This window comes from Agriterribacter humi (assembly GCF_009192765.1).
Taxonomy (GTDB): domain Bacteria; phylum Bacteroidota; class Bacteroidia; order Chitinophagales; family Chitinophagaceae; genus Agriterribacter; species Agriterribacter humi.
In genome coordinates this window covers 128,935-155,353 of sequence record NZ_VOHQ01000008.1, presented here as the reverse complement: position 1 = coordinate 155,353, position 26,419 = coordinate 128,935, and the positions used below count along the sequence as shown (strand labels likewise).

The following is a 26,419-nucleotide window of genomic DNA, read 5'->3' as shown; positions in this document are numbered from 1 at the left end:
AAGGAGCAACGCAAAATACATCACCGCTAACCGTCCCGGATATTTGAAATTTGAAATTTAAGATTGCATCCGTTCCAAATTTGAGTTTGTGGCAATCAGCAATGAGCCGTCAGCAATCAGCGGAGTAACTACTAATGACAGGCAAAATGCTCCTCCTTTTCCCTCTCCTTCGATTTTCAGGCTTTACATCTCATATCTGAAATTTTCTATTTGAATTTTATTTGGTTCTTCAGAATTGTTCAATTTTATTCAATAGTTGAAGTGGAAGAAACTATACCTGACGTTGTTATTAAGCACCGTCCCTCTACACAGTGTGAGAGGGAAAGAGGGTAAGGATTAAAACTGCCAGCCCAGTTTAATCATTAACCGGTTCATGCTATAGGTGAATTTTTGTATATCTACCGTTTCCGTGTTTTCCCCCATAAGGTTAGTAGTGGTTCTTTTCTCACTAAAATATTTATGCGAGTAGCCGGCACTCAGCAAAAAAGCATCCCCACCCTTTAAATAAACGGCGTATCCAAAGCCGGCATCCATATAGGCGCCTCCCTTATATTTATAGTCTGTATTGCTTGGCCAACTCCAGATAGTAAACTCCGGTTCTTTTCTCTTAACCCAGGGCAAATTATAACCGCCATCTGCATATACAAACAGCTTATTTCCTTTCTTTACATCAAACGATCTTCTCAGGTCAAGGAATACAGGCACGGAACGGTAACGGTAAAAATCAATTCCTGCCCCTATGCCGGCAAACCATTTACCATAACCTACGCCGTTAACCGTTTGCAATGCACCCGACACTGCACTATTGCCGTTAACCAGCGCTAACTGTTCAACAGAGTGAAAAACAGGTTTGGGCAATGTTTTTTGTTGTGCCGGCAAATGCAAATCCAAAGCAAAAAGTATTATGATTAAAAAAACAATCTGTTTTCTCATTATTTTTTCACTTTAATTTTACTGAGCAATTGTATATTACTGGGATCAGCGTAAAGGTATTGATACAAACCATCGCTGGTTACTACCAGTGCAATGTTATTCATTGCAATAACATCATAGGTTTCAATTCCTTCAATGGTAGTTATCAGTTCAAGGTTATTTACATCCGCGGCGTTATATACTTTTAACCCATTGGCACCGTCACACACAAATAACATGTTGCCATCTTTAGACAAACCATGAGGGTTAGTCATTTCATAGGTTTTAACCAAAGAAGGAGTATTGATGTTGGCAATATCCAGTATTTCCAGGCGATTATTAACACCATTGCATGTGGTGCCGGTACGCAAGGTTACATAAGCATACTTTTCATCGGCAATTACGGGATCACAACTTTGTACATGTAAAAACTGTCCTTCCTTTACAGGATTATTTCCATTGGCAATACTATATATATACATGCCGGTGGTGGAACCTATAAATAATTTTTGCCGGAAAGGAAAAAGGGTTTCAATATTCCAGCCAATATTTATTTTATTGATAAATGACGGATTTTGAGGGGCACTTATCCCAAAAACATTCAGATCGCTTAATGTAACGCTGTACAAATTGTTACCTGCAATGGCAAATCGCGCCATGGAACCACCTGCGCCAAAAGGTGATACGCTTTTAGATGACGAAGATGAACCGGCATCATTTGAATAATTGGAAAGCGCAATCACATCGTTATACATCAGCACTTCGCTTTTATTAAAATCAATACCAAAAAAACCACCATTGCCACAATCCATATTTACTGTTGTATCTCTTTTCAGCCAATCCACAATTACCTTGCTGGTATCGGCATAAAAGGTACCGTAATAGTGACGGAACGGAAAGGCATTTTCTACTATCTTAGTGGTTTTGGCATTAAGCGGATCGGTAATATCAAGCGCAATCAAATCAGTATATGCATCTGCGTACAAAGTGTTTCCCTTCACCGCCATATCCATATTACCGGGAATATCAATAAAAGCTACATTTTTAGGTGAGGTGGGGATAGCATTATCAATAATATGAATCCCCTTGTCTATTTCATTTAAAAAGATATAATTGCCCCGGATATATAATTTACCTGTTCTTTCTATTTCCCGTGGAGCATTACTTTTAATATTTGCTCTTACTTCTTCGGAGGTTTTGTATACAGGAACAAAATAGCTGTAGGTTTGTGTGCAATGATCTTTAATGCATCCCTGCATAAATAATCCTGCTACCATAAAAACAAGAACAGGGTTGAATATTTTTTTCAGCATGGCAATGGTTTAATGGCTTGACAAACGATCAAGTATAACCGTTGCATGAATAAATTATTTTATCCATGCTGCCATGATATGCTTACAGGAAGAAACAAAAAGCGGGGTATTCTTATTTTTTGAATAGTACCCATTCCGCTTTCAACCCCGCATACAAAAAATGCTGGTTCAAGTTTACAGAAGGTTTAAGTAAGTTGGTAAGATTATACTGAACAACAGGTCCTGCATAGAGCGGTCTGCGGCTGTTGGCAAAAAATTTAGCGGAAACACCTGCATATATCCCCGCTTGTATTTTATTGAATAAAGTCTTGTCTTTATAATACGATCCCGTCTGCGTGTGATAATGTACCGCGGTTGTATTTGCAAGATACGAAACGGATAAACCTCCGTTGAGCAGCAATGGGAATTTGGCGGCTTTATTTAATTGCCATTGTACTCCTGCAGGTATTTCAATAAAATGATAACGGTTGGTATAATTCCTGTTTTCCCTGCCGGCATAATATCCTGCATAACTGGCATTCGCGTCATTTTGGGTATTGCCCAGTGCAAGCCTGTAGTTGTTGATATCATTCCCTACTGCCCTGTTGGTTGAATAATAACCGTACTGCAATCCACCTGTAATCGCCAGCCGCGAAGTCATCTTCCATTTTACAAACCCGCCTGCCTGCCAGGCTAACCCTTTTTTTACAGTGGAGGCAGGAGGTGGTAGGGCGGCAACCAAACTATTTTGCCCGGTAAGAAATCCAATATTATTTGACATATTTGGAGCGTTTGGCATAGCGTTGAGGAGCGATTTCTCAGTGCTGCTATTACCAAAAAGCTCAGATAAACCATCGCTAACTGACGACACCCCGGCCCCACCTGAAATGCCCCATTCCCAACCTTTCTTTTTTGTTAACTTAACCGGGGTATTCGTGTTTTCAGGAACATCTCCTTTTGGAATACCACTAAGCATTTTCTCCGTTTCAATGCCGGGAAGCAATGAAGGATTTGTTCCAACGGACTGCGGTACAGCGGAAAGCGGTGCTGCTGATATTAAATTTTCATTTCCGGAATTAAATGACTCACGCTTGCCGGTGTAAGCCATATCTTTTTTTTCACTTCCTCGTATTGAGTGAACCGGCTTATTCTTTTTTCCGGCAATGACATTACTATTACCGGCATTATCAGGCACTGGTAATTGAACAACGGGCTGAGCCTGTTGTTTTATATTATCCAATGCCTGAATGTTTACCGGTGGCTTCACGGAATTGCGTTGTCCGTTTGAAGCATGAGAACCAGAACCTGAACCGTCGTTATTTAAATTGGCATCAATATCTGCATTGCCAGCAGATGGTGGCACCTCTATATTTATTTTTTGTTGATCTGCTTTTGAAATATCACCGGGAATTTCTGAAATTGAGTGGTCGTGCTTTGCATTTAAAGGAATATCTCTGTTATCGTTTCCTGGAGCAGGAATTGTTTTTGTGATGCGGTTTGAAGGCAGCATGCCGTCATTATTTTGCAGGAGCCAATACCCGCCAGCGCCCAAAAGAAGTAATGCTAAAGGAAGCCATATAAATGCCTTTTTACGTCTCTTTTCTTTACGGATCCGATTGCTCACTTTGGGCCAAACTTCAACAGATGGCTTCAGCCTCATTTCATTAAATAGCTGTTGCACCTGCTTTTCAAAATCATTTTCCGGCATAGAGTCCCAGTTTAGATTCAACAGAATGTTTTTCTATCCAATTGATCAGTAAATTTCTTGCTCTCATATACTGAGAACGGGAAGTACCTTCATTTATACCTAATATCTCTCCAATCTCTACGTGTGTGTATCCCTCAACAGCATGCATATTAAATACCGTTTGATAGCCTGTTGGTAATTGTCTTACTAAGTTTGCCAGTTCTTTTGCCTGCATATATACCTGTGGATTATCTTCCGATACCGGGTGCAGCGCAGGGTCTGTAAATGAAAGATCGTACTGGTATTTACTGTTTTGTTTAAGATAGTTGATAGCTGTGTTCACCATAATGCGTCTTATCCATGCGCCTAATTCCCCATCGGAACGGTACTGGTGTAAATATTTAAAAACCTTTACAAAGCCTTCCTGTAGTACATCTTCCGCATCTGCAAGGGATTTGGTATAGCGATAGCATATGCCAAGCATCTGCTCAGCATACAAATCATACAATTTTTGCTGGGCCGTAGCTTTTCCCTTCAGGCAATCTTTTACTAATTGTTGATAGTCAGTCATCCGGTTCTAACATTCTAACTGACAATGCTACTATATAAACCGTTGCACAGCACCATATTTTATTTGAACGGAAAATAATCGCCTGAAAACCCGCAATTTAGCCATCCGTCCTTTCTGCCTATCTTCGCAACAATGGCCTTATTTGCACTACAAAAGGAGCTTATTTTTCCACCTGTTCACCTGGCAGAACCCGATGGACTGCTGGCTATGGGTGGAGATTTATCAACGGAAAGGCTTCTTTTAGCCTATCGCAGTGGTATTTTTCCCTGGTATGAAGGAAATGTGCCTTTATGGTGGTGCCCCGACCCGCGGTTTGTGCTTTTTCCTGAAAAACTAAAGGTCAGCAAAACCATGCAGCAACTGATCAAAAAAGAGGCGTTTCGTTTTAGCATTGATACCGGTTTCGGGTCTGTTATACGGGCCTGCAAAACCAGCTCCCGTAAAGATCAGCAGGGTACATGGATAACAAACGAAGTGGAGCAAGCTTATTGCCTCCTCCATGAAAAAGGATACGCTCACAGTGCCGAAGCGTGGATGGGGGATGAACTGGTGGGTGGATTGTATGGCATAAGAATGGGCAAGGCATTTTTTGGAGAAAGCATGTTCAGTCATCAAAGCAATGCAAGTAAGTTTGCCTTCATCAGGTATGTGCAGCTATTGCAGCAGGAAGGAATTGAATTAATAGACTGCCAGGTGTATACAGCACATTTAGAAAGTTTGGGGGCAGAAATGATAGCGAGAGAAATATTTATGAAAAAACTAAAGCAGCTTCTGCCTGCAAAATAAGAATGATCTTATGGAATATAACTGCAGCATTGTCAAATACGAACAATAAGTTTCCCGGAAAATTAAAATAAATGAGCTGAATGGAGTGAAAGCCACACTGTAGAATGCAATTATCGCGGCACATATTTCATTAAAAATGCTTCCGGCGTCAAAACTTCGATCTGTGCAAAATAAAAATCGTTCAGATCATTGGTTATTATATGCCCGCAACCGGCATGCAGCGCACAATAATATTGTAAGGCATCTTCAAAATCATGGGCCTGCTTATTTTGAATAGCCATCTTTGCTTCTTTTCCCCCGCAATCTGCCACTTCAATATGTTCCAGTAAAAGCGCTATTTTATTACGGGCCGCTGACGTACCATGCTTTTTTTCAGCAAAATAAAAAGCTATGGCAAGACATACGGATGAAGTGATGAGCGAAAACTGGCTGTACCTGGTAAGGCTTAATAATCTTGCCGAATAAGAAAACAGGGGATATTCTTTATTTAAAACAGAAACGAGAATATTGGCATCTAAAAAAATACGCATTATTGTTTCTTTCTGCTTTCGAAGAATGTTGCTTTAAGCTTTTTGTTGCTTTTGGGTGTGGTAATATATTCGGCCTCACCCTCCGAAACCATGCTCACCCACTCATCAACAGGGAAATCTTCAATATTGCTATAGCCTCCGCTGGTGAGCTTGCGAAGTAAAATTTCAGTAAGCCTGCTAAGGCTTATTCCCTGACCTTCTGCATATTCTTTTGCCTGCTTAATGATTTTTGCATCAAAACTTAAAGTGACTTTGGCATCCATAAAACATTTTTATACGACAAAAATAAAAAATTAATACGTATAAATGTAAAATTAATAAAAATTTAGTTCTTCTTTAATTCAATACTCCAGTCTGATCCGCTCCCAATGGCATATTTTTCAGAAAAATTTCCCCTGTTAAGCGCCAGGGCAATGTTCATCAGGCTGTTCATATAAATCAAAGCATTTTTTTCGCTCACCTCACCAAATGCTTTTAAATAGGGAAGATTACCCGAATAAATTAAGGAATCATTATGCCTGATTTTTACGTTCAGCGTGTCGCCAAAATTGACCTGTAAACGGCCGAAAACAGAAGTATCTATATTGGTCCATGCATTTCCATACTGCGGATCAAGCACGGGAATATTTCCTTTAATTGTACCATTATCATAAACCGGTTGCTGGTAAGGAAGCATTATTATGCCTGCCGGAAGTTTAGGTCCCACTTCTTCAAAACTTATTTTCCCGGAGGCCATCTTAGCGGCTGTATATGCAAAAATATCCCGTCCGTGAAAAGTGTAAGAAGCGGCTGACCCGGGCCGCCTGTTCAGGGTTTCATCAATTTGCCGAACCTGGTCTATCCCCATTTTTTGAGCAACCAAGGTCAAAGAGCCATTATCCGGACTTACAAAATAATGGCCGGTAAGCGTTTTCAATACTACAGGTTTTCGTGCAGTACCCACACCCGGATCTACTACTGAAACAAAGATGGTTCCTTCAGGCCAATAAGGTGCAGTTTGCTGTAAACGATATGCCGCCTCCCATATAAGATATGGAGGAATTTCATGTGTAAGATCAAAAATGGGAATGGATGGAGAAGTTGTAAAAACTACTGCTTTCATTTCAGCTACCGCACCGTCTTTTACACCAAAATCGGTTTGGAAAACAATGGCAGGAGATTGCTTTCGGCTGCAGCTTAAAAAAAACAGGATGACAACAGGTAATAATAAATATCGCATGGGTTAAGATATATCATCGTATTTATCACGACTCACCAGCAGGCAATAATCGTGTTCAATTGAAAGGTACCCATATTCATAACAAAAAAAATAGGTTAATCCTTTTTTAGTAGTATAAGTATGCGTGATAAACTGGAAATTAAAGCCCTTTTGAGCGAGTTTTTTCTTAGGTGCTTTGGCTACCTCCTTTCCGTTTGGAATTAATGTTTCCAATATCCGCCTGTTCTTCCGCAGGATAGTATTAACGTTACGAACAAAATTGGAAGTTTGGCTGTAGCGCTTATTGTTGTGAGCGTTGCGGCACCAGTCGTCACAGAATTTTTTATCAATCCTGCCTTTAACCGGTTTGCCACAATACAGGCAATAAACCTGTTGTGGGGTGTCTGTCATAAGTTTCATTTTGGAAGTAGCGTAAAGTGTTTTTCATCTCCGTATTAAGGAGAACACAATAAAATTAAACTTTTACACTAATATTTCCGAAAGAAATTCACTCTTGTTTATCCGTTTATAAACGCTTATAAACGACTATAATCGGTTTTAAACGACTATATACCGGCTAAGGCTTCCCGGTATTTGCATCTTTGTATGGTCAAAAGGGAAGCGCTTTCACCAGACAACCATAAAAACCCGCAGAAAGGGAATACGAATTTAAAAACAATTAAAAACTTAGTATTATGAACGCTTTACAAAACAAAGTGCAATTGATTGGCAACTTAGGCAATAATCCGGATGTACGCAACACAGAATCAGGAAAGAAAATGGCACGTGTATCAATTGCTACCAATGAAAGTTACCGCAACGCAAAAGGTGAAACAGTAAAAGAAACACAATGGCATAACGCTGTAGCATGGGGCAAAAACGCGGAAGTCATAGAAAAATACCTGACCAAAGGCAGTCAGGTGGCCGTTGAAGGAAAATTAGTTACGCGTAATTATGTAGATAAAGACGGTATTAAAAGATATACCACTGAAGTGCAGGTAAACGATATATTACTGCTGGGTAGTAAGAACAATGGGAAATGAACCCTCCTCCATTCACTTTAAAAGGCCGCTTTAACAGTGGCTTTTTTTATGTTGCAATTGTATTTGCGCCCTCAATTATTAATTGGTAGATTCTTTTCAAAGTCATACAGCGTTACCCGGCGAATGTCATAATAAGATTGCCAGTATTGTTGCAACATTCGCACATAATCTACTATTGCATTATCTTTTGCTTCCTGCGCCAGTCCCAGATCGGTAATACTGATCTTGCCCAGCATATACCTGTTGCGGGCCACTTCATATCTTTTCTGGGCGATCGTGTCGCTTTTTGCAGATATGATCAATGCCAACTGCAACTGTAAAAACTGATTCACCGTGTTTTCAATTTCAAGCTCAAATGTTTTTTTCTGAAAAGCGATCTGGGCCTGTGCAGATTCTAAATTAGCTTTGCTGGCAGCAATATCATGCTTGTTTTTTCCAAATCCAAATAAAGGCAACGAATATCCAATATTCACCTGCTGAAAATCCAGTGGGTTTTGATAGGCTCCCGCCAGTGTCATGGCGGTTTGATTTAGCCCATAACTAAGCCTTATATTTCCACTGGCAAAAGCGTTGGACTGGCTTTGCCTTACCTGCCTCCTGGCACTATTCTCCTGCAAATCGAAACCCAATATATCGCTCCGGTTATTTTTAGCTTCTTCTACAGCGCGTTTCATATCTACCGCAAATACCGGCGCGTTCGTTACAGGAACAAGTTCAAATTCCGTATTGCTGTCTAAGCCCAAAAGGTTCGCCAGTCGTTTTGCATTTGCCTGCACATTCACCTCTCCCTGGGTTACGGCATTGCGGGCATTCATTAACTGCAGTTCAACCTGCAGCAGTTCATTTTCCGCTATTCGGCCCACATTAAAACGACCCGTGGATATTTTATACAAGGTGTCATTTATCTGCACGTTCTGACGTGCATTGTTCAATACCATTTTAGATACATACAAATCAAAATACGCGGCGGTTATCTGACCGGATAAATTTTCATATAATTCTATCTGTTGCTTTGTTGCCTGCTTCATCCGCAGCTTCTCCTGCTCAAAATTCCATTTTACCGTATTAAATAAACTCAGAGGCTGATTGATCCCTACCTGGAAAGGAGCCGTTTGCCACTGGCGTTGGTCGAGCCCAGAACCTTTATTGGTAAACAGATTAGCGCCCGATGAAACAAAAATGCTACCCCCTGTCCAAAAAATATTCTGGGTTACAGTAAGATTGCTTCCTAATATAGAGCGACGTACTGATTGTACCTTATAGGAACCATCCGGTTGAACAATATTAATCAGTGATCTGTCATAAGATGGCAATGTTCCATCCAGGCTTAACTGCGGTTTAAGAGAAGCTTTAAAAGATTTGTACCGGTGCACATAACTGCTGTAATCGGCCTCAATTTGTTTAGCAAGTAAGCTTTGCCCTCTTGCCACTCCGATGGCTTCCTGCAATGATAAAGTCATTTTCTTTTGTGCTGTAACAGGCTGGTACAGGCATATTACTGCAACAATAAGGTATAAAACAGGTTTCAAGTATATAGTATTTTATGGTTTAGAAATCGGCTTAAAAAAGGAGGCTTACATTCAACTGCTTTAATCAGATCTTAACGATACCACAGGATCACTTTTTGCGGCACGCTTTGCAGGCAGTATACCAAATATTAAGCCCACGGCTATGGATATAGTAAATGAAATGATGATAGATGCAGGGGAAATAATAGTTTGTATTCCCGTTGCGCTTTTAATCAGCAAACTGGTAGTAATGCCCAGTATAACACCAATTAAACCTCCTGTAACACTTATACTTACCGCTTCGCCCAGAAACTGCATAACAACGTCTCTTTTAGTTGCACCCAGGGCCAGGCGTAACCCTATTTCACGGGTTCTTTCAAGCACTGAGGCCAGCATGATATTCATAATGCCTATACCTCCCACAATTAATGAAATAGAAGCGATAATGGCCAGCACCACATTAAAAAGGGCTTTTGTCTTTTGTTCCTGTTTCAGCAAGAGTTCGGGCACCACAATTTCATAGTCCTCTACCTGCTGGTGACGTCTTGAAAGCAGGCGGGATAATATTTCCACCGTTGGCATCATCGTTTCACTTTTGGCAACGTGAACCACTATCCTATCCAATTGGTTATAGTTAGAAGGAGATTGATTTCTCCTGTTGCGTATTCTCCTTATTTTCTCAGTGGTTACCAGTGAACGGTTGCTGTAGCGGATAAGCATGGTATTGACGGGAAGGTAAACTTCATTGTTTAGATTACGAACAGACAGCTTCTCCATATCTTTCGCATCTACGTTCTTATTGCCCAGAACCCCTATGATTAATAGCCAGTTATTACCACATTTCAGGTATTGACCAACAGGGTCCTTACCAGCGAAAAGCTTTGTTTTAATGTTTCTTCCTATGATACAAACGGGTTCCGCGTTTTCCATTTGCTGATCCGAAAAAAAACCACCGTCAAAAAGTGTTGCACCCGTGGTTTCAAAATAGTAATTCTTAACCCCAATAAGTTTGCCATTCATATTTAAGCCATCAAACATAAATTGTGTTTGCAACTCTATTTCGGGGCTCACAAATTTCACAGTGCTGACATTACGCATAATGTCATCTGCATCGGACATACTTAATCCGGGAGAAAAATTCTTCTTATCCCGGGTTTCATTACTGTTAGAAGCAGTTGAATTATCGGAGGATTCAGCATCATCATTTTTTCTGGACTGATCGTCCATTTTTGATTTTATAATTACATTATTGGAACCCACCTGCTTGATCTGTTCCAATATTTCTTTTTCCGCTCCTTTACCAATGGCCAGCATAGCAATAACAGAGGCTACACCAAATATTATACCTAAGGAAGTAAGTATGGCCCTCATCCTGTTTTGGAACAAAGCCCGGATACCAATGTCAAAGTTGAATATAATTCGTTGTAATCGCATACTGGCTGAAGTGGTTTATGAAACGTCAATTCGCAATAATGATCCCGCCATTGTCTCCCCCACCCTGGGTTTTGCTTTCCTTACCAGCCTGTTCTTTCAATCGTTTGGCTTCAGTAGTATCAATACTAATCAATTGCTTTGGTTTTATTTCCGCGGTAGAATCCGGCTTAAACATTTTCAGGCCGGTTGTATCAGACGGCAGGCTGTGATAGACCCTGTCTCCTTCCTTCAGCCCGTTTGTAATAAGCGCATTGCTTTCATTAACCGTGTATACTTTTACATATTGTTTTATCAGTCCGCCATCCATTCTTTTAAAAATGAAGCTCCCGTTCGCATCATTGTATATCGTTTCCAGTGGGACCTGCAGCGCATCCTTATATTTCTCTGTTGCAATTTTACAACTTACCGTCATAGCAGGTTTTAAAATAGGATCCTTGGTAAGCACATCAATGAGCACCTCAAAAACCTTCGCATCACTGTTGGGCTTTTCTTCGCCTATATTGGCAACGCTTTTTACAATTCCCTTTAATTTTTTATCCGCGGCGGCATCTAATCCAATCTCAACCGCTTGCCCCACTTTTACCTTTTGTATATCCACTTCATTTACATAAGTAAGCGCCTCCATTTGTGTAAGATCCGGCAATGTTGCCAGTGTAGGATTCCACAATTCAACTAAGGTGCCTACAGCTTTCTTTTGTCCGTTCCAGTTTTTATCATACACCAGCATCCCGCTTTTAGGTGCATTTATAGTAAGCTGGCTTAAAATCCCGGTAAGTCCTTCCATATAGTTTGTCAACTGCTGAAGGTCCGAACCCAGTATCTGCATTTTGGTTTGGGTTTGAATTTGTTTGGTCGTATAATTATCCTTCTTTTGCCTGAGAGTCCTTTGGGCCTTTTCGTATTCTAATTGTACCCTTTTTATTTCAGCGGGAGCTTCATACCGCGATTGCTCCTTTTCAAGTACCTTTTGCTCAAGGTCAAATCCAAGGTTTACTATTTCATCACGAAGCGTTCTCAATTCCATCATCGTATCAAGCGAAGCCTGTTTTATTTCAGCATTCTTTTTGTCTATATTTAGCTGCTGGTCTTTTATCTTGGTCAGCACGTCCGAATTATCCAGCGATACAACAAAGGCTCCTTCTTTCACCAATGTGCCTTCCGGCACCATATCCGCAATTTTGATCTGGTAAATGCCCAACTGCTGAAGCTTTGTGGGCGCAGATATCCTGGTCATGCTTTTGGAGCGCAACTCTCCGGTAGTGAGAATATTCACTTCAAAATCATTTTTCTTTACTTCAACCAGTATATCATTATTTATTTTTGTATCACGGAAGAAAACTGCGTAAGCTGTGGCCGATACTATTAATAGTATACCCGTTGCAATTAGGATTCGTTTAATGGTCATATGAAGATTTCGCTTATTAGAGTATTAGGTATAATAAAACTATAAATTTAGTTTATTTATACCATCAATTGGGTGTTAAATAAAACAAAAAGAACTCCTGACAAGATGCAGGAAAATTAAAATTCCATAAAATTATTTTGCAATTAGGTATCAGGTGTCAGCAATTAGGTATCAGCTGAGAACTACTAACGAGGATGAATACTACTTCTTACTTGTATTGCTTAGAGCTCAAAGCTGATTGCTGACAGCCTCCTTCGAATTTCGTTCCGTACGTACGGGATCCAACTTCGGATTTGAGATTTATCCGTCCCGGCAGACAGATTTGGTTCTTGTTTTTTGGTTTCTTGGTGCTTCGTTCCTTCTACTTCACATTTTCAATTACCATAGCGCTGGCACCACCTCCACCATTACAAATACCTGCTGCACCATATTTTGCATTGTTCTGTTTGAGTACATTGATGAGTGTAACTATAATTCGCGCACCGCTTGCTCCCAATGGATGGCCAAGTGCAACCGCTCCGCCATGCACATTTACTTTTGCAGGGTCCAGATCCATTCTTCTGCTATTTTCAATACCTACCACGCTGAACGCTTCATTCAATTCCCAGTAACTGATGTCCTGCATTTTCAATCCTGCCTTAGCCACCGCTTTAGGCACAGCAATGGAAGGCGTTGTGGTAAACCATTCCGGGGCCTGCTCCGCATCTGCATAAGAAAGTATCCGGGCAATAGGCTTCAAACCCAACTCCTCCGCTTTTTCTTTACTCATTAATACCAGCGCGGCTGCACCATCATTTAAAGTGCTTGCATTAGCCGCTGTTACTGTTCCTTCTTTCTGAAAAGCGGGATTAAGCGAAGATATCTTATCAAACTTAACATTAAAAGGTTCTTCATCTTCTGAAAATAAAACCGGATCCCCTTTTCGCTGTGGCACTTCCACAGGTATTATTTCATCCGCAAAACTGTTTTTTTCCCAGGCCTGCTGGCTGCGCCTGTAACTCTCCACAGCAAATGCATCCTGTTCTTCACGACTGATGCCGCATTCCTTTGCACACAGTTCCGCTGCATTGCCCATGGCCTTGCCATCATATACATCTGTTAAACCATCTTTAGCCAAACCATCTACCATTACAGTATTACCATATTTATTTCCCCAACGCATATCCTCTGCATAAAAAGGTGCATTGCTCATGCTCTCCATGCCGCCTGCCACCACAATATCAGCATCACCCAGCGCTATACTTTGAGCAGCCAGTGCAATTGCCTTCATGCCACTGGCGCATACTTTATTAATGGTAGTACAATTTACTTCATTGGGCAAACCCGCGAATTTAGCGGACTGCCTTGCAGGAGCCTGTCCTAAGTTAGCCTGCAACACACAGCCCATCAACACATCCTGTACCTGTTCGGGTCGAATGCCCGCTTTTTGCAAAGCGCCTTTTATAGCAGCAGCGCCTAATTTTGTAGCTGATATATCTTTTAATGAACCGCCGAAACTGCCAATAGGGGTACGCACTGCGGAGATAATGACAACTTCTTTCATATAACTATTGAATTTAAATGTCAAAGATAGCTAAAGTACCTTATTGTTATTAAGATGGTGTGCCGCACAATGCATTACGTGTACCGGATATTACGGCAAAAAGCAAAAGATGAAGTATAAAATAAATTGGTTTTGGTGATGATTCAACATTAATAACAGCAATAATAAAAATAACATGCCTGTTTTGTATCAAAATAAAACGGATGAAAAACCCGGAGGCTGCTTTAAAAGAAAAAAGGCTGACTTCATTGTCAACCTTTAGACTCTTGCGGTGAGGACGGGATTATTCACATTATCCCTTACGCCTGCGGCGGGCGGGCTTAAATCAAACAAAGCCGGCGCTATACGCTTTTCATTTTTATTTTCATCCGCTTACAAAGCAAGCTTTGAACGCTCCTGAAAACAAAAATGCCCCCTCATGGGGGCTTTGTTTGATTTGCGGTGAGGGCGGGATTCGAACCCGCGGTACAGAGTTACCCGTACGGCAGTTTAGCAAACTACTGATTTCAGCCACTCATCCACCTCACCTTTCGCTGAAAGGACGGCAAAAATAGGGTGAATCATCAAAAAACCCAAATATTAAAACCGTATTACACTAAAATCTTTATAGCCTTTTATTATTCCTTCTTTTATCATTACTTCTTTTACCTCTGCCCGTGGCGGCCCATAATGGCACCAGGCAATTAAAGCACCCACAGCCTCTTCATCGCCTTCTGCTATTAACTGTACAGAGCCATCCGGCATATTCTTTACTTCACCTTTAACACCTGATCGTTCTGCCATTTCGCGTGTGCTTCCCCTGAAAAAAACACCCTGCACTTTTCCTGTTATAATCACAATCCTGTTTATGATCATACTATCCGGCTTTAATTTACTAAAATAAAAAACCCCGGAGTTATTCACGGGGTTATTATTGATTTTTGAATATTTTTTACATGGCCGCTAATTGTACTTTCTGTTGCAGTTCCACTACGCTTTCCCTGAACAACCCATCGGTATCCATAAGATCCTTTACGGTTTGGCAGGAGTGAATAACAGTGGTGTGATCCCTTCCTCCAAAATGTTCACCTATTGTTTTTAAAGAATTTTTTGTAAACTGCTTGGCAAGGTACATAGTGATCTGCCGCGCCTGCACGATTTCCCTCTTACGGGTTTTTTGCAGAAGCCGCTCATACGGAAGATTAAAATAATCGCAAACCATTTTTTGAATGGTTTCGATCGTGATCTCCTTTGAAGATGTTTTTACAAAATTTCGCAACACTTTTTTTGCCAATTCAAGGTCTATTTCCCTTTTGTTGAGCGAAGACTGTGCCAAAAGAGAAATTAAAGCCCCTTCCAGCTCTCTTACATTGCTTTGAATATTGTAGGCAATATACTTTACAACCTCCTTCGGCATATCCAATCCGTCATTCTTCATCTTCTTTTCCAGGATGTCCATCCTTGTTTCATAATCGGGCAACTGCATATCAGCGCTTAGTCCCCAGCGAAACCGGCTGAGTAATCTTTCCTGTACACCTTCCAGGTCTTTGGGCGATTTATCGGAAGTAAGAATAAGCTGCTTACCACTTTGATGCAAATGATTAAAAATAGCAAAAAGCGCATCCTGCGATTTTTCGGCGCGGTTAAAAAATTGCACATCATCCACAATCAAAACATCAATCATCTGGTAAAAATGAATGAAATCATTGATAGCGTTATTACGGCTATGATCCTGGAACTGGTTAATGAATTTTTCAGAACTTACATATAACACCACTTTGTGCGAATGAATGCGTTTTACTTCATTACCTATGGCCTGTGCCAGGTGCGTTTTTCCTAATCCAACGCCTCCATATACCACCAGCGGATTAAATGAAGTAGAGCCTGGTTTTTCGGCAACAGTTTTACCTGCCCGCCGGGCTACGCGGTTACAATCGCCTTCGATAAAAGAATCAAATGAATATATGGGATTGAGCTGCGAATCAATTTGCATCTTTTTCAATCCCGGAATTACAAATGGATTTTTTACCGGATTATTTATGACTAAAGGAAAGTCCATTTCATTATTGGAATACGTTTTAAAACCATGTCCCGGAACATCCATCGTGAGCGGCTTATTTTTGTCGTTACCGCTATCCACCATTATACGATATTCCAGTCTTGCTTCTTTTCCTAATTCTCTCTTCAAAGTCTTTGCCAATAAATTTACATAATGCTCTTCTAAATATTCATAAAAAAATTGGCTGGGAACCTGTATCGTTAAAACTTTATCTTTCAACCCAACTGGCTTTATGGGTTCAAACCAGGTTTTAAAATGCTGCCACTCTACAATATCTTTTATAATGCCAAGACAATTGAGCCATACTTTATCATGCGTTTTATCCATTATCCGTGAAGCAGTTTATATATTGAATTAAGAATATTACATCTGAAAAGTTTTCCATTTTTTTTGATGTGTATAACTCATCAAAAAAAGTAGGGCAGGGCGGCGAATATCAACATTTCCTGTTGAAAAAAAAATTTTTTATTCACTTGATTTTTCCCCAATAACAACAGTGTGAGTGTTTGCCAAATTTTTACTTTTATTCTTCTCGAAAACAAAGTCAAGCCTGCCCAATACTATACCTGCCCAACCCACCTGGTTAACAACAACATCTCCTCCTGATTTATTTTTATAGATAGCCGGTTTATCCATAAAAGTATGTGTATGTCCGCCAATAATGAGGTCAATATATTCCGTTTCTTTTGCTAAAATTTCATCGCTCATTCTGTTGCGTTCATTGTACCTGTATCCTAAATGTGATAAACAAACAACCATATCGCAGCCTTGCTTCTTTTTTAAATACGCAGCAGTAGCATTTGCATTCTCAACAGGATCAAGATATTGGGTGCTGCCGTACAATGCATCCGGCACCAACCCCTTCATTGCAATGCCAACGCCTGTAACACCAATTTTAAGGCTTCCCATTTTAAAAATTTTGTACGGAATGGAGTGGTGTTCCATCGGCGTGTTTTTAAAATCGTAATTGCAGAGCAATATGGGAAAACTGGCATGCTGCAATTGCGTGGCAAAATTTTCCATTCCAGCATCAAAATCATGATTACCCATAGTAGCGGCATCATAATTCATTTTGCTCATGGCTTTTATTTCAGGTTCACCTTTATAAAAATTAAAATAAGGTGTGCCCTGGAAAATATCACCCGCATCCAATAATAATACATGCTCTTCCTGCCTTCTTACGGAACTTATTATTGCTGCACGGGCTGCCACGCCTCCAAGTCCCGCATTCCTGCTTCCATCCATTGGAAAAGGTTCTAACCTGCTGTGCACATCGTTGGTATGTAAAATAGTAAGCCTTTGCAAAGATTCCGTATCACCAGCCAATGCATAGCCTGATGATGCCAGCGTTCCCCCGGCAATGAAGGCAGACTGTTTTAAAAAATTTCTTCTATTGAGCATAGCTTACGCGGCTTTCAATTTTTGCAGTAATTTTTTTTTTCTGTTTATTCCAGTTGCTGAAATAATCAATAAAAGCGTCTCTTACCAGGTAACCGGTTATTGTTGCGGGAATAGCTTTCAGCATATCACAATTATCGCCACCATTAACTATATAATCTGAATTAACAATATTGTAATACGCATTCGCATTTAAAGGCCTTCCTCCTATTACTATATCTGTAGCTTTATTGTTGTTTATTTTCATTGTCAGTCCCGCCACCGGCCATCCTCCCTTTGCAGCCGTAAGGTCAAGGAACTCCTGTAATACATTTCCTTTAAGTTGTTGCAATGCCACCAGGTTGTCAAAGGGCATTACTTCATATATATTACCAACCGATACAGGTCCTTTTGCAATATATGCCATTCGTATCCCTCCCGGATTTAAAAAAGCCGCATCTATATGAACATTGAATTTTTCAGCAGCCATTTCAAATAAAGCATCTGCCAAAAAATTACCCAGGGTGCCTTCAGGTTGTTTTTTTTGCAACGCAGTTTCTGCCATTGCAATAACGGTATGCATGCTTTTATGCACACTATCGCTGTAAGGTTTTAAGAACGCTGCAATACCCGTATCCGTTTCACCTGGATTTTTTATGCGATAGTCCGCATATTGAACTGATTGTGGCTGGTAAGAAAGCTGGCAGGATGCTATAAAAATGAAGGTTAATATTGGTACGGAAATATTTCTTTTCATTTGTACAGCTTTTCGCTTGCTTGCTGGAAGGTAAATTTTTTTTATGCAAAAACAAAAACTAAATTTCAAAAACACCAGTCAGTTATAACCGCTACATTTGCCTTTCAATTATTTACAATGAGTTACGAACTAACCGGCAAATTAATTGCCAAATCAGACACGGTACAACGCACCGCAACATTTAAAACCCGTGAATTTGTGATTGAAAAAACGGAAGACATTGGCGGAAGGATGATTACCAATTATGCCAAATTTCAATGTGTGCAGGATAAGACCAGCATGCCCGATCGTTTTACTATTGGTGAAACCGTGAAAGTATATTTCAACATAAAAGGAAGTAAATGGGAAAAGAACGGGCAGGTGAATTATATAACTAATCTTGATGCATGGAGAATGGAAACGATTAACCTGCAGCAACAGGAGCCGGTTACCACTGCAAATGATTACAGCACCAGCGAAATCCCGTCTTCTGCTGCCGGAGATGACCTGCCTTTTTAAACAAGTGCCTAACTATAAAAACTGAGTTTTAGGATAAACACCTGACCTCTCATATGCAAAAAAAAATTGCACTTCGCCTGCTTCCTTCCCAGGCTGCCGGCGAAGCCTTTATTAAAGAACATATTGCTGCACATGCGGGCATTTCATCTGCTCATGTTTCAGGATTTCATATTCTCAAAAGATCTATTGATGCCAGAAGCAGGCAGGCCTGGATTAATCTTACCGTTAATGCATTTATTAATGAGCCTTTTCAGCAAAGGACACTGCCTGATTTCTATTTTAAGGATGTAAGCCGGGCTCCCAAAAAAACAGTCATTATCGGCGCCGGGCCGGCGGGATTATTTGCAGCCTTACAATTGATAGAAAAAGGTATTCGGCCCATTCTACTGGAAAGAGGCAAAGATGTACGAGCAAGAAGAAGAGACCTTGCCATATTGAATAAAGAAGGCGTTATAAACCCCGAAAGCAATTATTGCTTTGGAGAAGGCGGGGCAGGCACTTACAGCGATGGTAAATTATATACCCGCAGTAATAAGCGGGGCGATATCAACAGGATACTTAACCTGTTCGTTCATTTTGGCGCAGAAGAAAATATTTTATACGATGCACACCCCCATATCGGTACCAATAAACTTCCTCATATTATTGCCGCCATGCGCAAAACCATAGAAGATTATGGTGGTATAGTTTTGTTTGAAAAAAAAGTGGTTGATTTTATTATTGAGCGTGATACCCTGAAAGCTGTAAAAACATTTGACGGAAATGTATTTGAAGCAGATGCATTCATACTAGCCACAGGACATTCGGCAAGAGATATATTCAGTTTATTGCATCAGAAAAAAATAAGTATCGAATTAAAACCATTTGCATTGGGTGTACGTATTGAACATCCGCAGCAACTCATTGATCAGATCCAATATCATTTACCTCAGGGTATATTTCCCCCCCAACCTGGTTTCGATAATCTTCCGCCTGCCTCATACAGCCTGGTAACACAGGCAAATGAACGCGGGGTGTTTTCTTTTTGTATGTGCCCCGGAGGCATTATCGCCCCCGCATCTACCAACCCGGGCGAACTGGTGGTAAATGGATGGAGCCCATCTAAACGAAACAATCCTTATGCCAACAGTGGTATAGTAGTTACAGTAGAAGAGAAAGATGTGCAGGATTTTAAAAAAAATGGAGCACTTGCGGCCATGTATTTCCAGGAAAGTATAGAAAGGAAAGCTTATGTTGCAGGTGGCGGGCAATTTGTTGCACCTGCACAGCGCATGGTTGATTTTACAAAAAACAAAGGATCTTCTACCCTTCCGCGCTGTTCCTATTTACCCGGAGTGGCAACCGCATCATTGACAGATGTTTTACCCGGTTTTGTCTATCGAACATTACAGGAAGGACTTATTGCTTTTGGTAAAAAAATGAAAGGCTATTACAGCAACGAAGCCATTGTTGTTGCCACGGAAAGCCGCACTTCATCACCCGTTCGTATCCCAAGAGACAATATGTTGCTTAATCATCCGCAAATACATAACCTGTATCCCTGCGCCGAAGGAGCAGGCTTTGCCGGAGGAATTGTTAGTGCGGCAATGGATGGCGAAAAAGTAGCAAACGCTATAGTATGCATGGTAAACAAATAATATATCCTCCAAAAACATGTACCGCTTCATTTCTCTCCGTTCTCCTTTACTTATAAGCCCTCACTTCCGCTCATCAATTCCTCAACAGAAATTCCTTTGCAGTACCAAAACTTTTTAGAATCTTTATGCCTTCGTTACCATCTTATTAATTTCTTTTCATACCTCTGTAACAAAATTTAACATGGCGCAGCCCATACACATATGCAGAACATTTTAGAAGTTCATCAGCTTAAAAAATATTTCGCCACACAAAAAGCGGTAGATGATGTTAGCTTTAATATAGAACAGGGTTCTATATTCGGCATGCTGGGTCCTAATGGCGCCGGCAAAACCACTTTGCTCAGGATGATCACAGGAATTTTTTTTCCGGATAGCGGTTCAATCACTTTTGAAGGTAAAAAATTTGACGCCATAAATGATATTATCCGGATTGGTTACATGCCCGAGGAAAGAGGATTATACAAAAAAATGAAGATTGGTGAGCAAGCCCTATACCTTGCCCGGCTCAAAGGATTAAGCAAAGCTGAAGCCATGGAAAAAATCAGGTTCTGGTTTCAGCGCATGGAAATGGAAAGCTGGTGGAATAAAAAGGTACAGGATTTAAGCAAAGGCATGAGCCAGAAATTACAGTTTGTTACCACGGTACTCCACGAACCGAAGCTTATTATTTTAGATGAACCTTTCAGCGGACTGGACCCTGTGAATGCCAATTTAATTAAAGATGAAATATTCAGGCTGGCAAAAAATGGCAGTACCATAATTTTCAGCACCCATCGTATGGAACAGGTGGAAGAGATTTGTGACCATATTATACTTATTAATAAAGGACATAAAATATTAGATGGCTCCGTAAAAAATGTAAAGCAGGAATTTAAGGAGAATCTTTTTCAGGTGGGTTTTGAAAAAAAGCCTGACGCCATCAGCGGCAATACCATTTTTGAAGTAACCGGCGAAAAAGCACAGGGATTAATATTAAAGATCCATGAGGGATATAAACCACACGATGTATTGCAGCATTTACTTGCACGGGGTTACGAGATCATATCTTTTAATGAAATCCTTCCATCTTTAAATGATATTTTCATCAGGCTTGTGGAAGGAACCCCGCTGGCCAGAGAATTTCAAAATATTAACACCTCAGCTTAAAACCAACAGATACAGAATAATATTACAATACTGCAAGTTTATGAATAAAATCCGGCTGATTATTGAAAGGGAATATATGACAAGAGTAAAAAGAAAATCTTTTTTACTCACCACCCTCCTTGTGCCTTTGGTAATTGTAGGATTCTATGCCATCATTATAGCAGTTTCTATCAGCGGCGAAAGCAATACACAAAGAGTAGCTATCCTTGATGAAGCCAACCTGTTTAATGGTAAAATAGAGGCAGGGAAAAATGATAAATCAACGTATACCTTTATACAGAATGAAACAGAGCAATCTTTTAAAAACAAATATAAAAAGGAAGGGTATAGTTTATTTCTGTACATACCCCGGTTAAATGAAGAATATACACAAATAAAAGTACATAGCCAGTCAGCGGTAAACCTGTTTGTAAAGTCGGCACTGGAAAGGAAAATCAACGTGGCAATTGAAAGAAAACGATTAATTGCCGCAAACATTGATCCGGAGATATATAAAAACATAAAGGCCGATATTGAAATTGAAAACGCCATTGACTCGGGTAAAGGAGAAAAGAAAAGTATTGCAGGCGTTGCATATGCTGTTTCATTTATAGCAGGCATTCTTATTTATATGATATTGCTGATATACGGTACCATGGTAATGCGTGGCGTAATGGAAGAAAAAACAAATCGCATTGCCGAGGTAATAGTAAGCTCTGCCAAACCTTTTCAACTCATGCTTGGAAAAATAGTTGGTATAGGCGCGGTTGGATTAACCCAGTTTGCTATATGGATTGTAGTAATGGGGCTGCTGCAGCTCATTATTCCTTTAATTTTCCCGGATGTATTCAGCCAATTATCTAATCCGGCAATAACGGCTGCTGCATCACAGCAAATAAATTCGGGTAAACTGGTTACCATCCTCGAAGGATTGCATTCGCTCCCCATCGGCCTGATCCTCTTTTGCTTTATTTTTTATTTCCTGGGAGGCTATTTATTATACGCAGCTTTGTTTGCCGCTATTGGCAGCGTGGTGAGCGAAGATCAGCAGGAAGCCCAGCAATTGGTTTTTCCCGTAATGATGCCGCTGATCCTGGGTTTTGTTATCATGACCAAAGCCATCAACGACCCCGACAGCGGTATTGCCGTATTTGGAAGCTTATTTCCGCTTACCTCTCCTATTGTAATGATGGGTAGGGTAACTTATGGCGTTCCGTGGTGGCAATTAGGGCTTTCCATGCTTTTATTGGTATTGTCCTTTTTGTTTTTTACCTGGGTTACCGCAAAAATTTACCGCACGGGTATTCTGCTCTATGGCAAAAAAGTTACGTGGAGGGAAATGTGGAGATGGTTAGTGAGAAAGGGATAAGACAGATTTTTGATTTGTTGATTTTTGATTTGAAATTCATCTCAAATACATGTTTGAATGTTGAACGAGTTGCATAAAAACTCAAAAATCGCAAACGACAAACTTCCCATAAATTTCTTCCATGAAACGATCCGGACTTTCTCTTTTATGCCTGCTGTTGTGCCTGGTAACAACGGCCCAATTTACAGTAAGTGATAATAAGCGCTTTCTGTTGCGCAACAATGCTCCCTTTTTTTATTTGGGTGATACCGGGTGGGAATTGTTTCACCGCTTAAACCGCGAACAGGCGGATTATTATTTAAAACGCAGATCGGAACAGGGCTTTACTGTTGTACAAGCTGTAGTGCTGGCCGAGTTTGACGGGTTGCACACACCTAACGCTTATGGAGACCTGCCGTTGGAAAACGACGATCCCACCAAACCCAACGAAGCGTATTTCCGTCATGTGGATTATATCATAGACAAGGCAAATGAGTACAATATAGTAATAGGCTTATTACCTACCTGGGGCGACAAAATATTCAAAAGTACCTGGGGAAAAGGCCCTGAAATTTTTACCACGGAAAACGCCAAACAATATGGCGAATGGCTGGGAAAGCGGTATAAGGATAAAACGAATATCATATGGATAACAGGCGGCGACCGTAATCCACGCAACGAAAATGATGTGGCTATATGGAATAGCATGGCCGAAGGAATTACAGCAGGTTGCGGACCCGGTAAAAAGCCACTCATAACTTTTCACCCCCAGCCTAATCAGCATGGGAGCGCCGAGTGGTTTATGAAAGAAGACTGGTTGTCGTTTAATATGTTCCAGAACGGGCATTGCCGCAATGCACCGGTATATGATAAAATCCAGTTTGTGTATAACATGACCCCTGTAAAACCGGTAATGGACGGAGAACCATTGTATGAAGATCATCCTGTTTGCTTTAATGCAAAAGAACTGGGAACAAGCAATGCCTATGATACCAGGTTATATGCATACTTGGATATGTTTGCAGGCGCACACGGTCACACCTACGGATGCCATGATATCTGGCAATTTTATTCGCCTTACCGCGAAGCCGTAAATGGACCGCATATATACTGGCAGGAAGCTATGGAATTGCCCGGGGCTCAGCAAATGCAGCATCTGAAAAAACTAATGCTTTCCAAGCCTTTTTTAGAGAGGGTTCCCGATCAGTCGCTCATTGTTGAGAACGCTTATGGACCTGCCGACCGGATACAGGCCACCAGGGGCAGGGATTATGCTTTTATTTATACAGCAGCAGGACGGCCGTTTACTATTAACGGAGGAAAAATATCGGGCGATAAATTAAAGGCCACCTGGTATAACCCGCGTAACGGGAAAACCACTCCTGCACGTGAAATCAAAAATAAAGGGCAGGAAAAATGCACACCCCCTTCTTCCGGCTATGGGCAGGATTGGGTGTTAATAGTAGATGACGCAGCAAAGCAATATAAGCTTCCGTAGAAAAAAAAGCCATCAATCAATGGGTACGCTTATAACAAAAATTGCCACTAACAACAAAAGCATACGCCCGTGTTAGTGGCAATAATAGTATCAATAAGTAACGAATTCAATGTTGCGATACAGTTTACTTAATAACACCGCATCCTATCCTGGTACCGGCATTACCGGATGGCTGAGAGGTGTAATCATCAACACCACCATGCACAATAAGCGCTTTATTTAAAATATTTTTTTCCTGACCGCCGCCTAAAGTCCATAAGTCTGTTTCAAGTGTGAGTGTGCCTTTCCCCTGTTTGTCTAATTTCACATTCCCTATATCTCCTGAATGAAAATCGGCGCTTCCCCATTTACCATGTTGTTTGTTGGTGGGATTCCAGTGTCCATGCGACATGCCTCCTTTATCGCCGCAATCACCATGTTCATGAATATGAACGGCCACGCTTTTCCCCGCTTTAGCAGGAATGGTTATTTCCAGTTCCATTTTTACTTTACCATTGTCATCTGCATCAAACTTTGCCGTACCAGATACAGTAGTGTCTGCATACGTACCCGCCAATACGGCTTCTGCATGTTTTACCAGGGGAACGGTAGCAGTATCATTCATGGGCTGGTCGGCAGCGCCGGTAGCAGAATCCATTACATTGGTGCTATCTTCAGTTGTTTCTGTAGTACTGGTTGGATTATTACAGGAAAAAACAAGCGCAACGGCCGGTAAAATGGCCAGCATACACAATGATCGTTGGTTAATGAAGCGAAAATTCATAGCTATAAATTTTTTAAGTTATAAAAGCGTAACAACAAAGCTACAAAAACCTTACCCGCTTATTTCGATTATCTGTCTTTGTTTTAAAAAGTATGCTCTTATAACCATATCCGGCGAATTGGGGAAATTTGTCATCATTTCGGGGAAGCAGGAAAGCGTTTCATTTTTTTTGCCACTGGCTGCTTTTTGTTCAGGTATCCCTGTATCAAATAAAATTCTGTTGCAGCTTTATTTATTTTTAAAAAAATTATATAAATAATTCCGGATGTGTTATTTTTATCTCCTGTTCGAATGCACCCACTATTAGCTTACCTCCGTTATTTCGTCTTTTCAACCTTTAACTTATACGTCAATGAAAAAAGTTTTTTTGATCATTTTTCTTATTGTTATCATCGCTATTGCAGGTATAGCCGGGTATTTAAAATTTGCCCTACCCAATGTGGAGCCTGCGCCCGACCTCACAATAACGGTAACGCCTGAGCGCATTAAACACGGTGAATACCTGGCCAATCATGTAGCTGTTTGTATGGATTGCCATTCTACACGCGACTGGAGCCGTTTTACGGGTCCGCTTTTACCGGGCACCCTCGGGAAGGGAGGAGAGTACTTCGGAAGGGAAGTAGGTTTTCCGGGAAGCTTTTATTCAAAAAATATTACACCCGAAAACCTTGGCACATGGACCGATGGAGAAATTTTCCGCACAATTACTACCGGCGTAGATAAAAACGGGAACGCGCTGTTTCCGGTAATGCCCTATTCGCACTATGGCAAAATGGATAAAGAAGACGTATACGATATCATCGCCTATCTGCGGCAGCTTCCTCTTATTAAAAGCGATATACCGCAGCGCAGTATAGATTTTCCAATGAATTTTATACTCAATACCATTCCTGCGAATGCAGTTCCTTTAGAACGTCCTGCAAAAACAGACCTTGTAAATTATGGCCATTATATTGTTACTATTGCTGCCTGTATAGAATGCCACACCCAGGTTAAAAAAGGACAGATCATTCCTGAACTGGCATACTCCGGGGGCAGGGAATTTCAAATGCCAAACGGCACAGTACGCTCGGCTAATATTACGCCCGATGCAGAAACAGGACTCGGCAACTGGACGGAAGATGCATTTATAGCCCGCTTCAAAGCCTATACTGATTCGGCTAATATAGCTCAACTAGCTGTCAACCGGGTAAACACTATTATGCCATGGTCAATGTATGCAGGTATGGATACCGCTGACCTGAAAGCTGTTTACGCATACTTAAAAACGATCAGCCCCATTAAAAATAAGGTAGAACATTTTCAATTGCAGACAAAGTAACAATTGAAAAATTTAAAAAAAAAAAACGGCGGTTTTAACCTCTTGCTAATGCATATAAGTAGTGTTAGGTTAAGCGGGAAACGGCAGACGGGAAACGTGAGAATCTGACGTCTGTCGTCTGCCTGTCCCGTACGAATGGCTCATCCGG

Annotated in this window: 25 protein-coding genes and 1 tRNA gene; 8 read left to right on the top strand and 18 right to left on the bottom strand. The window is 40.8% G+C overall.

Annotation, left to right across the window (positions count from 1 at the left end):
* Positions 1-336: 336 nt before the first annotated feature.
* The 4 genes from FRX45_RS14750 to FRX45_RS14735 all read right to left on the bottom strand — a co-directional run bounded on the left by FRX45_RS14750 (position 337) and on the right by FRX45_RS14735 (position 4,462).
* Positions 337-933 (bottom strand): hypothetical protein, encoded by a 597-nt coding sequence (locus tag FRX45_RS14750; RefSeq protein WP_152269211.1) that lies wholly within the window; start codon positions 931-933, stop codon positions 337-339.
* Positions 933-2,225, bottom strand: coding sequence for an LVIVD repeat-containing protein (locus tag FRX45_RS14745; RefSeq protein ID WP_152269210.1), 1,293 nt, complete (start codon positions 2,223-2,225; stop codon positions 933-935). The genes FRX45_RS14750 and FRX45_RS14745 overlap by 1 nt, the downstream gene beginning before the upstream one ends.
* A 112-nt stretch (positions 2,226-2,337) precedes the next feature.
* Positions 2,338-3,912: an outer membrane beta-barrel protein gene (locus tag FRX45_RS14740; RefSeq protein WP_152269209.1), complete on the bottom strand. Its 1,575-nt coding sequence runs from the start codon at positions 3,910-3,912 to the stop codon at positions 2,338-2,340.
* Positions 3,899-4,462, bottom strand: a complete 564-nt coding sequence (locus FRX45_RS14735) for an RNA polymerase sigma factor (protein WP_152269208.1) — start codon at positions 4,460-4,462, stop codon at positions 3,899-3,901. Before FRX45_RS14735 ends, FRX45_RS14740 begins: the two co-directional genes overlap by 14 nt.
* Before the next feature lie 132 nt (positions 4,463-4,594).
* Here FRX45_RS14735 and aat point away from each other — a divergent pair, with 132 nt between their 5' ends.
* Positions 4,595-5,248, top strand: a complete 654-nt coding sequence (aat, locus tag FRX45_RS14730; RefSeq protein ID WP_152269207.1) for a leucyl/phenylalanyl-tRNA--protein transferase — start codon at positions 4,595-4,597, stop codon at positions 5,246-5,248.
* Positions 5,249-5,358: 110 nt separating this feature from the next.
* Here aat and FRX45_RS14725 read toward each other — a convergent pair whose 3' ends face one another.
* The 4 genes from FRX45_RS14725 to FRX45_RS14710 form a co-directional block, all read right to left on the bottom strand.
* A complete protein-coding gene (locus tag FRX45_RS14725; RefSeq protein ID WP_152269206.1) occupies positions 5,359-5,778 on the bottom strand; it encodes a type II toxin-antitoxin system VapC family toxin in 420 nt (139 codons plus the stop codon).
* Complete coding sequence (locus tag FRX45_RS14720) at positions 5,778-6,041, bottom strand: DUF6364 family protein (RefSeq protein WP_152269205.1); 264 nt, start codon at positions 6,039-6,041, stop codon at positions 5,778-5,780. Before FRX45_RS14720 ends, FRX45_RS14725 begins: the two co-directional genes overlap by 1 nt.
* A gap of 62 nt (positions 6,042-6,103) precedes the next feature.
* Positions 6,104-6,997, bottom strand: coding sequence for an SAM hydrolase/SAM-dependent halogenase family protein (locus FRX45_RS14715; RefSeq protein WP_152269204.1), 894 nt, complete (start codon positions 6,995-6,997; stop codon positions 6,104-6,106).
* 3 nt (positions 6,998-7,000) lie between these two features.
* Positions 7,001-7,387 carry a hypothetical protein gene (locus FRX45_RS14710; protein ID WP_152269203.1) on the bottom strand — a complete coding sequence of 129 codons (387 nt, stop codon included), beginning with the start codon at positions 7,385-7,387 and terminating at the stop codon, positions 7,001-7,003.
* Between the two features lie 284 nt (positions 7,388-7,671).
* On the opposite strand from FRX45_RS14710, the gene FRX45_RS14705 reads away from it, so the two are divergent.
* Positions 7,672-8,019: a single-stranded DNA-binding protein gene (locus FRX45_RS14705; RefSeq protein WP_152269202.1), complete on the top strand. Its 348-nt coding sequence runs from the start codon at positions 7,672-7,674 to the stop codon at positions 8,017-8,019.
* 71 nt (positions 8,020-8,090) lie between these two features.
* Here FRX45_RS14705 and FRX45_RS14700 read toward each other — a convergent pair whose 3' ends face one another.
* The 9 genes from FRX45_RS14700 to FRX45_RS14660 all read right to left on the bottom strand — a co-directional run bounded on the left by FRX45_RS14700 (position 8,091) and on the right by FRX45_RS14660 (position 18,081).
* The gene (locus tag FRX45_RS14700; protein WP_152269201.1) at positions 8,091-9,548 is read right to left on the bottom strand and encodes a TolC family protein; all 1,458 of its coding nucleotides are present in this window, start codon (positions 9,546-9,548) and stop codon (positions 8,091-8,093) included.
* A 60-nt stretch (positions 9,549-9,608) separates the two neighbouring features.
* A complete protein-coding gene (locus FRX45_RS14695; RefSeq protein ID WP_152269200.1) occupies positions 9,609-10,961 on the bottom strand; it encodes an ABC transporter permease in 1,353 nt (450 codons plus the stop codon).
* 25 nt (positions 10,962-10,986) lie between these two features.
* The gene (locus tag FRX45_RS14690; protein WP_152269199.1) at positions 10,987-12,366 is read right to left on the bottom strand and encodes an efflux RND transporter periplasmic adaptor subunit; all 1,380 of its coding nucleotides are present in this window, start codon (positions 12,364-12,366) and stop codon (positions 10,987-10,989) included.
* Positions 12,367-12,727: 361 nt separating this feature from the next.
* Positions 12,728-13,909, bottom strand: coding sequence for a thiolase family protein (locus FRX45_RS14685; protein ID WP_152269198.1), 1,182 nt, complete (start codon positions 13,907-13,909; stop codon positions 12,728-12,730).
* Between the two features lie 439 nt (positions 13,910-14,348).
* A tRNA-Ser gene (locus FRX45_RS14680) sits at positions 14,349-14,437 on the bottom strand.
* 51 nt (positions 14,438-14,488) lie between these two features.
* Positions 14,489-14,764, bottom strand: a complete 276-nt coding sequence (locus tag FRX45_RS14675) for an acylphosphatase (protein WP_152269197.1) — start codon at positions 14,762-14,764, stop codon at positions 14,489-14,491.
* A gap of 76 nt (positions 14,765-14,840) precedes the next feature.
* The gene (gene dnaA / locus FRX45_RS14670; RefSeq protein WP_152269196.1) at positions 14,841-16,274 is read right to left on the bottom strand and encodes a chromosomal replication initiator protein DnaA; all 1,434 of its coding nucleotides are present in this window, start codon (positions 16,272-16,274) and stop codon (positions 14,841-14,843) included.
* A 138-nt stretch (positions 16,275-16,412) separates the two neighbouring features.
* Positions 16,413-17,348 carry a bifunctional metallophosphatase/5'-nucleotidase gene (locus FRX45_RS14665; RefSeq protein WP_152269195.1) on the bottom strand — a complete coding sequence of 312 codons (936 nt, stop codon included), beginning with the start codon at positions 17,346-17,348 and terminating at the stop codon, positions 16,413-16,415.
* Positions 17,338-18,081 (bottom strand): 5'-nucleotidase C-terminal domain-containing protein, encoded by a 744-nt coding sequence (locus FRX45_RS14660; protein ID WP_152269194.1) that lies wholly within the window; start codon positions 18,079-18,081, stop codon positions 17,338-17,340. The genes FRX45_RS14665 and FRX45_RS14660 overlap by 11 nt, the downstream gene beginning before the upstream one ends.
* A gap of 117 nt (positions 18,082-18,198) precedes the next feature.
* Here FRX45_RS14660 and FRX45_RS14655 point away from each other — a divergent pair, with 117 nt between their 5' ends.
* The 5 genes from FRX45_RS14655 to FRX45_RS14635 all read left to right on the top strand — a co-directional run bounded on the left by FRX45_RS14655 (position 18,199) and on the right by FRX45_RS14635 (position 24,187).
* The gene (locus FRX45_RS14655) at positions 18,199-18,579 is read left to right on the top strand and encodes a DUF3127 domain-containing protein (RefSeq protein ID WP_152269193.1); all 381 of its coding nucleotides are present in this window, start codon (positions 18,199-18,201) and stop codon (positions 18,577-18,579) included.
* A 53-nt stretch (positions 18,580-18,632) separates the two neighbouring features.
* Positions 18,633-20,216 (top strand): NAD(P)/FAD-dependent oxidoreductase, encoded by a 1,584-nt coding sequence (locus tag FRX45_RS14650; protein ID WP_152269192.1) that lies wholly within the window; start codon positions 18,633-18,635, stop codon positions 20,214-20,216.
* Between the two features lie 201 nt (positions 20,217-20,417).
* Positions 20,418-21,362 carry an ABC transporter ATP-binding protein gene (locus tag FRX45_RS14645; RefSeq protein WP_152269191.1) on the top strand — a complete coding sequence of 315 codons (945 nt, stop codon included), beginning with the start codon at positions 20,418-20,420 and terminating at the stop codon, positions 21,360-21,362.
* Between the two features lie 40 nt (positions 21,363-21,402).
* Positions 21,403-22,710, top strand: a complete 1,308-nt coding sequence (locus FRX45_RS14640; protein WP_193311710.1) for an ABC transporter permease — start codon at positions 21,403-21,405, stop codon at positions 22,708-22,710.
* A 121-nt stretch (positions 22,711-22,831) separates the two neighbouring features.
* Positions 22,832-24,187: a glycoside hydrolase family 140 protein gene (locus tag FRX45_RS14635; RefSeq protein ID WP_152269189.1), complete on the top strand. Its 1,356-nt coding sequence runs from the start codon at positions 22,832-22,834 to the stop codon at positions 24,185-24,187.
* A gap of 124 nt (positions 24,188-24,311) precedes the next feature.
* On the opposite strand, the gene FRX45_RS14630 is transcribed toward FRX45_RS14635, so the two are convergent.
* The gene (locus FRX45_RS14630) at positions 24,312-24,950 is read right to left on the bottom strand and encodes a superoxide dismutase family protein (RefSeq protein WP_226805396.1); all 639 of its coding nucleotides are present in this window, start codon (positions 24,948-24,950) and stop codon (positions 24,312-24,314) included.
* A gap of 352 nt (positions 24,951-25,302) precedes the next feature.
* On the opposite strand from FRX45_RS14630, the gene FRX45_RS14625 reads away from it, so the two are divergent.
* Positions 25,303-26,271, top strand: coding sequence for a c-type cytochrome (locus tag FRX45_RS14625; RefSeq protein ID WP_152269188.1), 969 nt, complete (start codon positions 25,303-25,305; stop codon positions 26,269-26,271).
* The last annotated feature ends 148 nt before the right edge of the window (positions 26,272-26,419 follow it).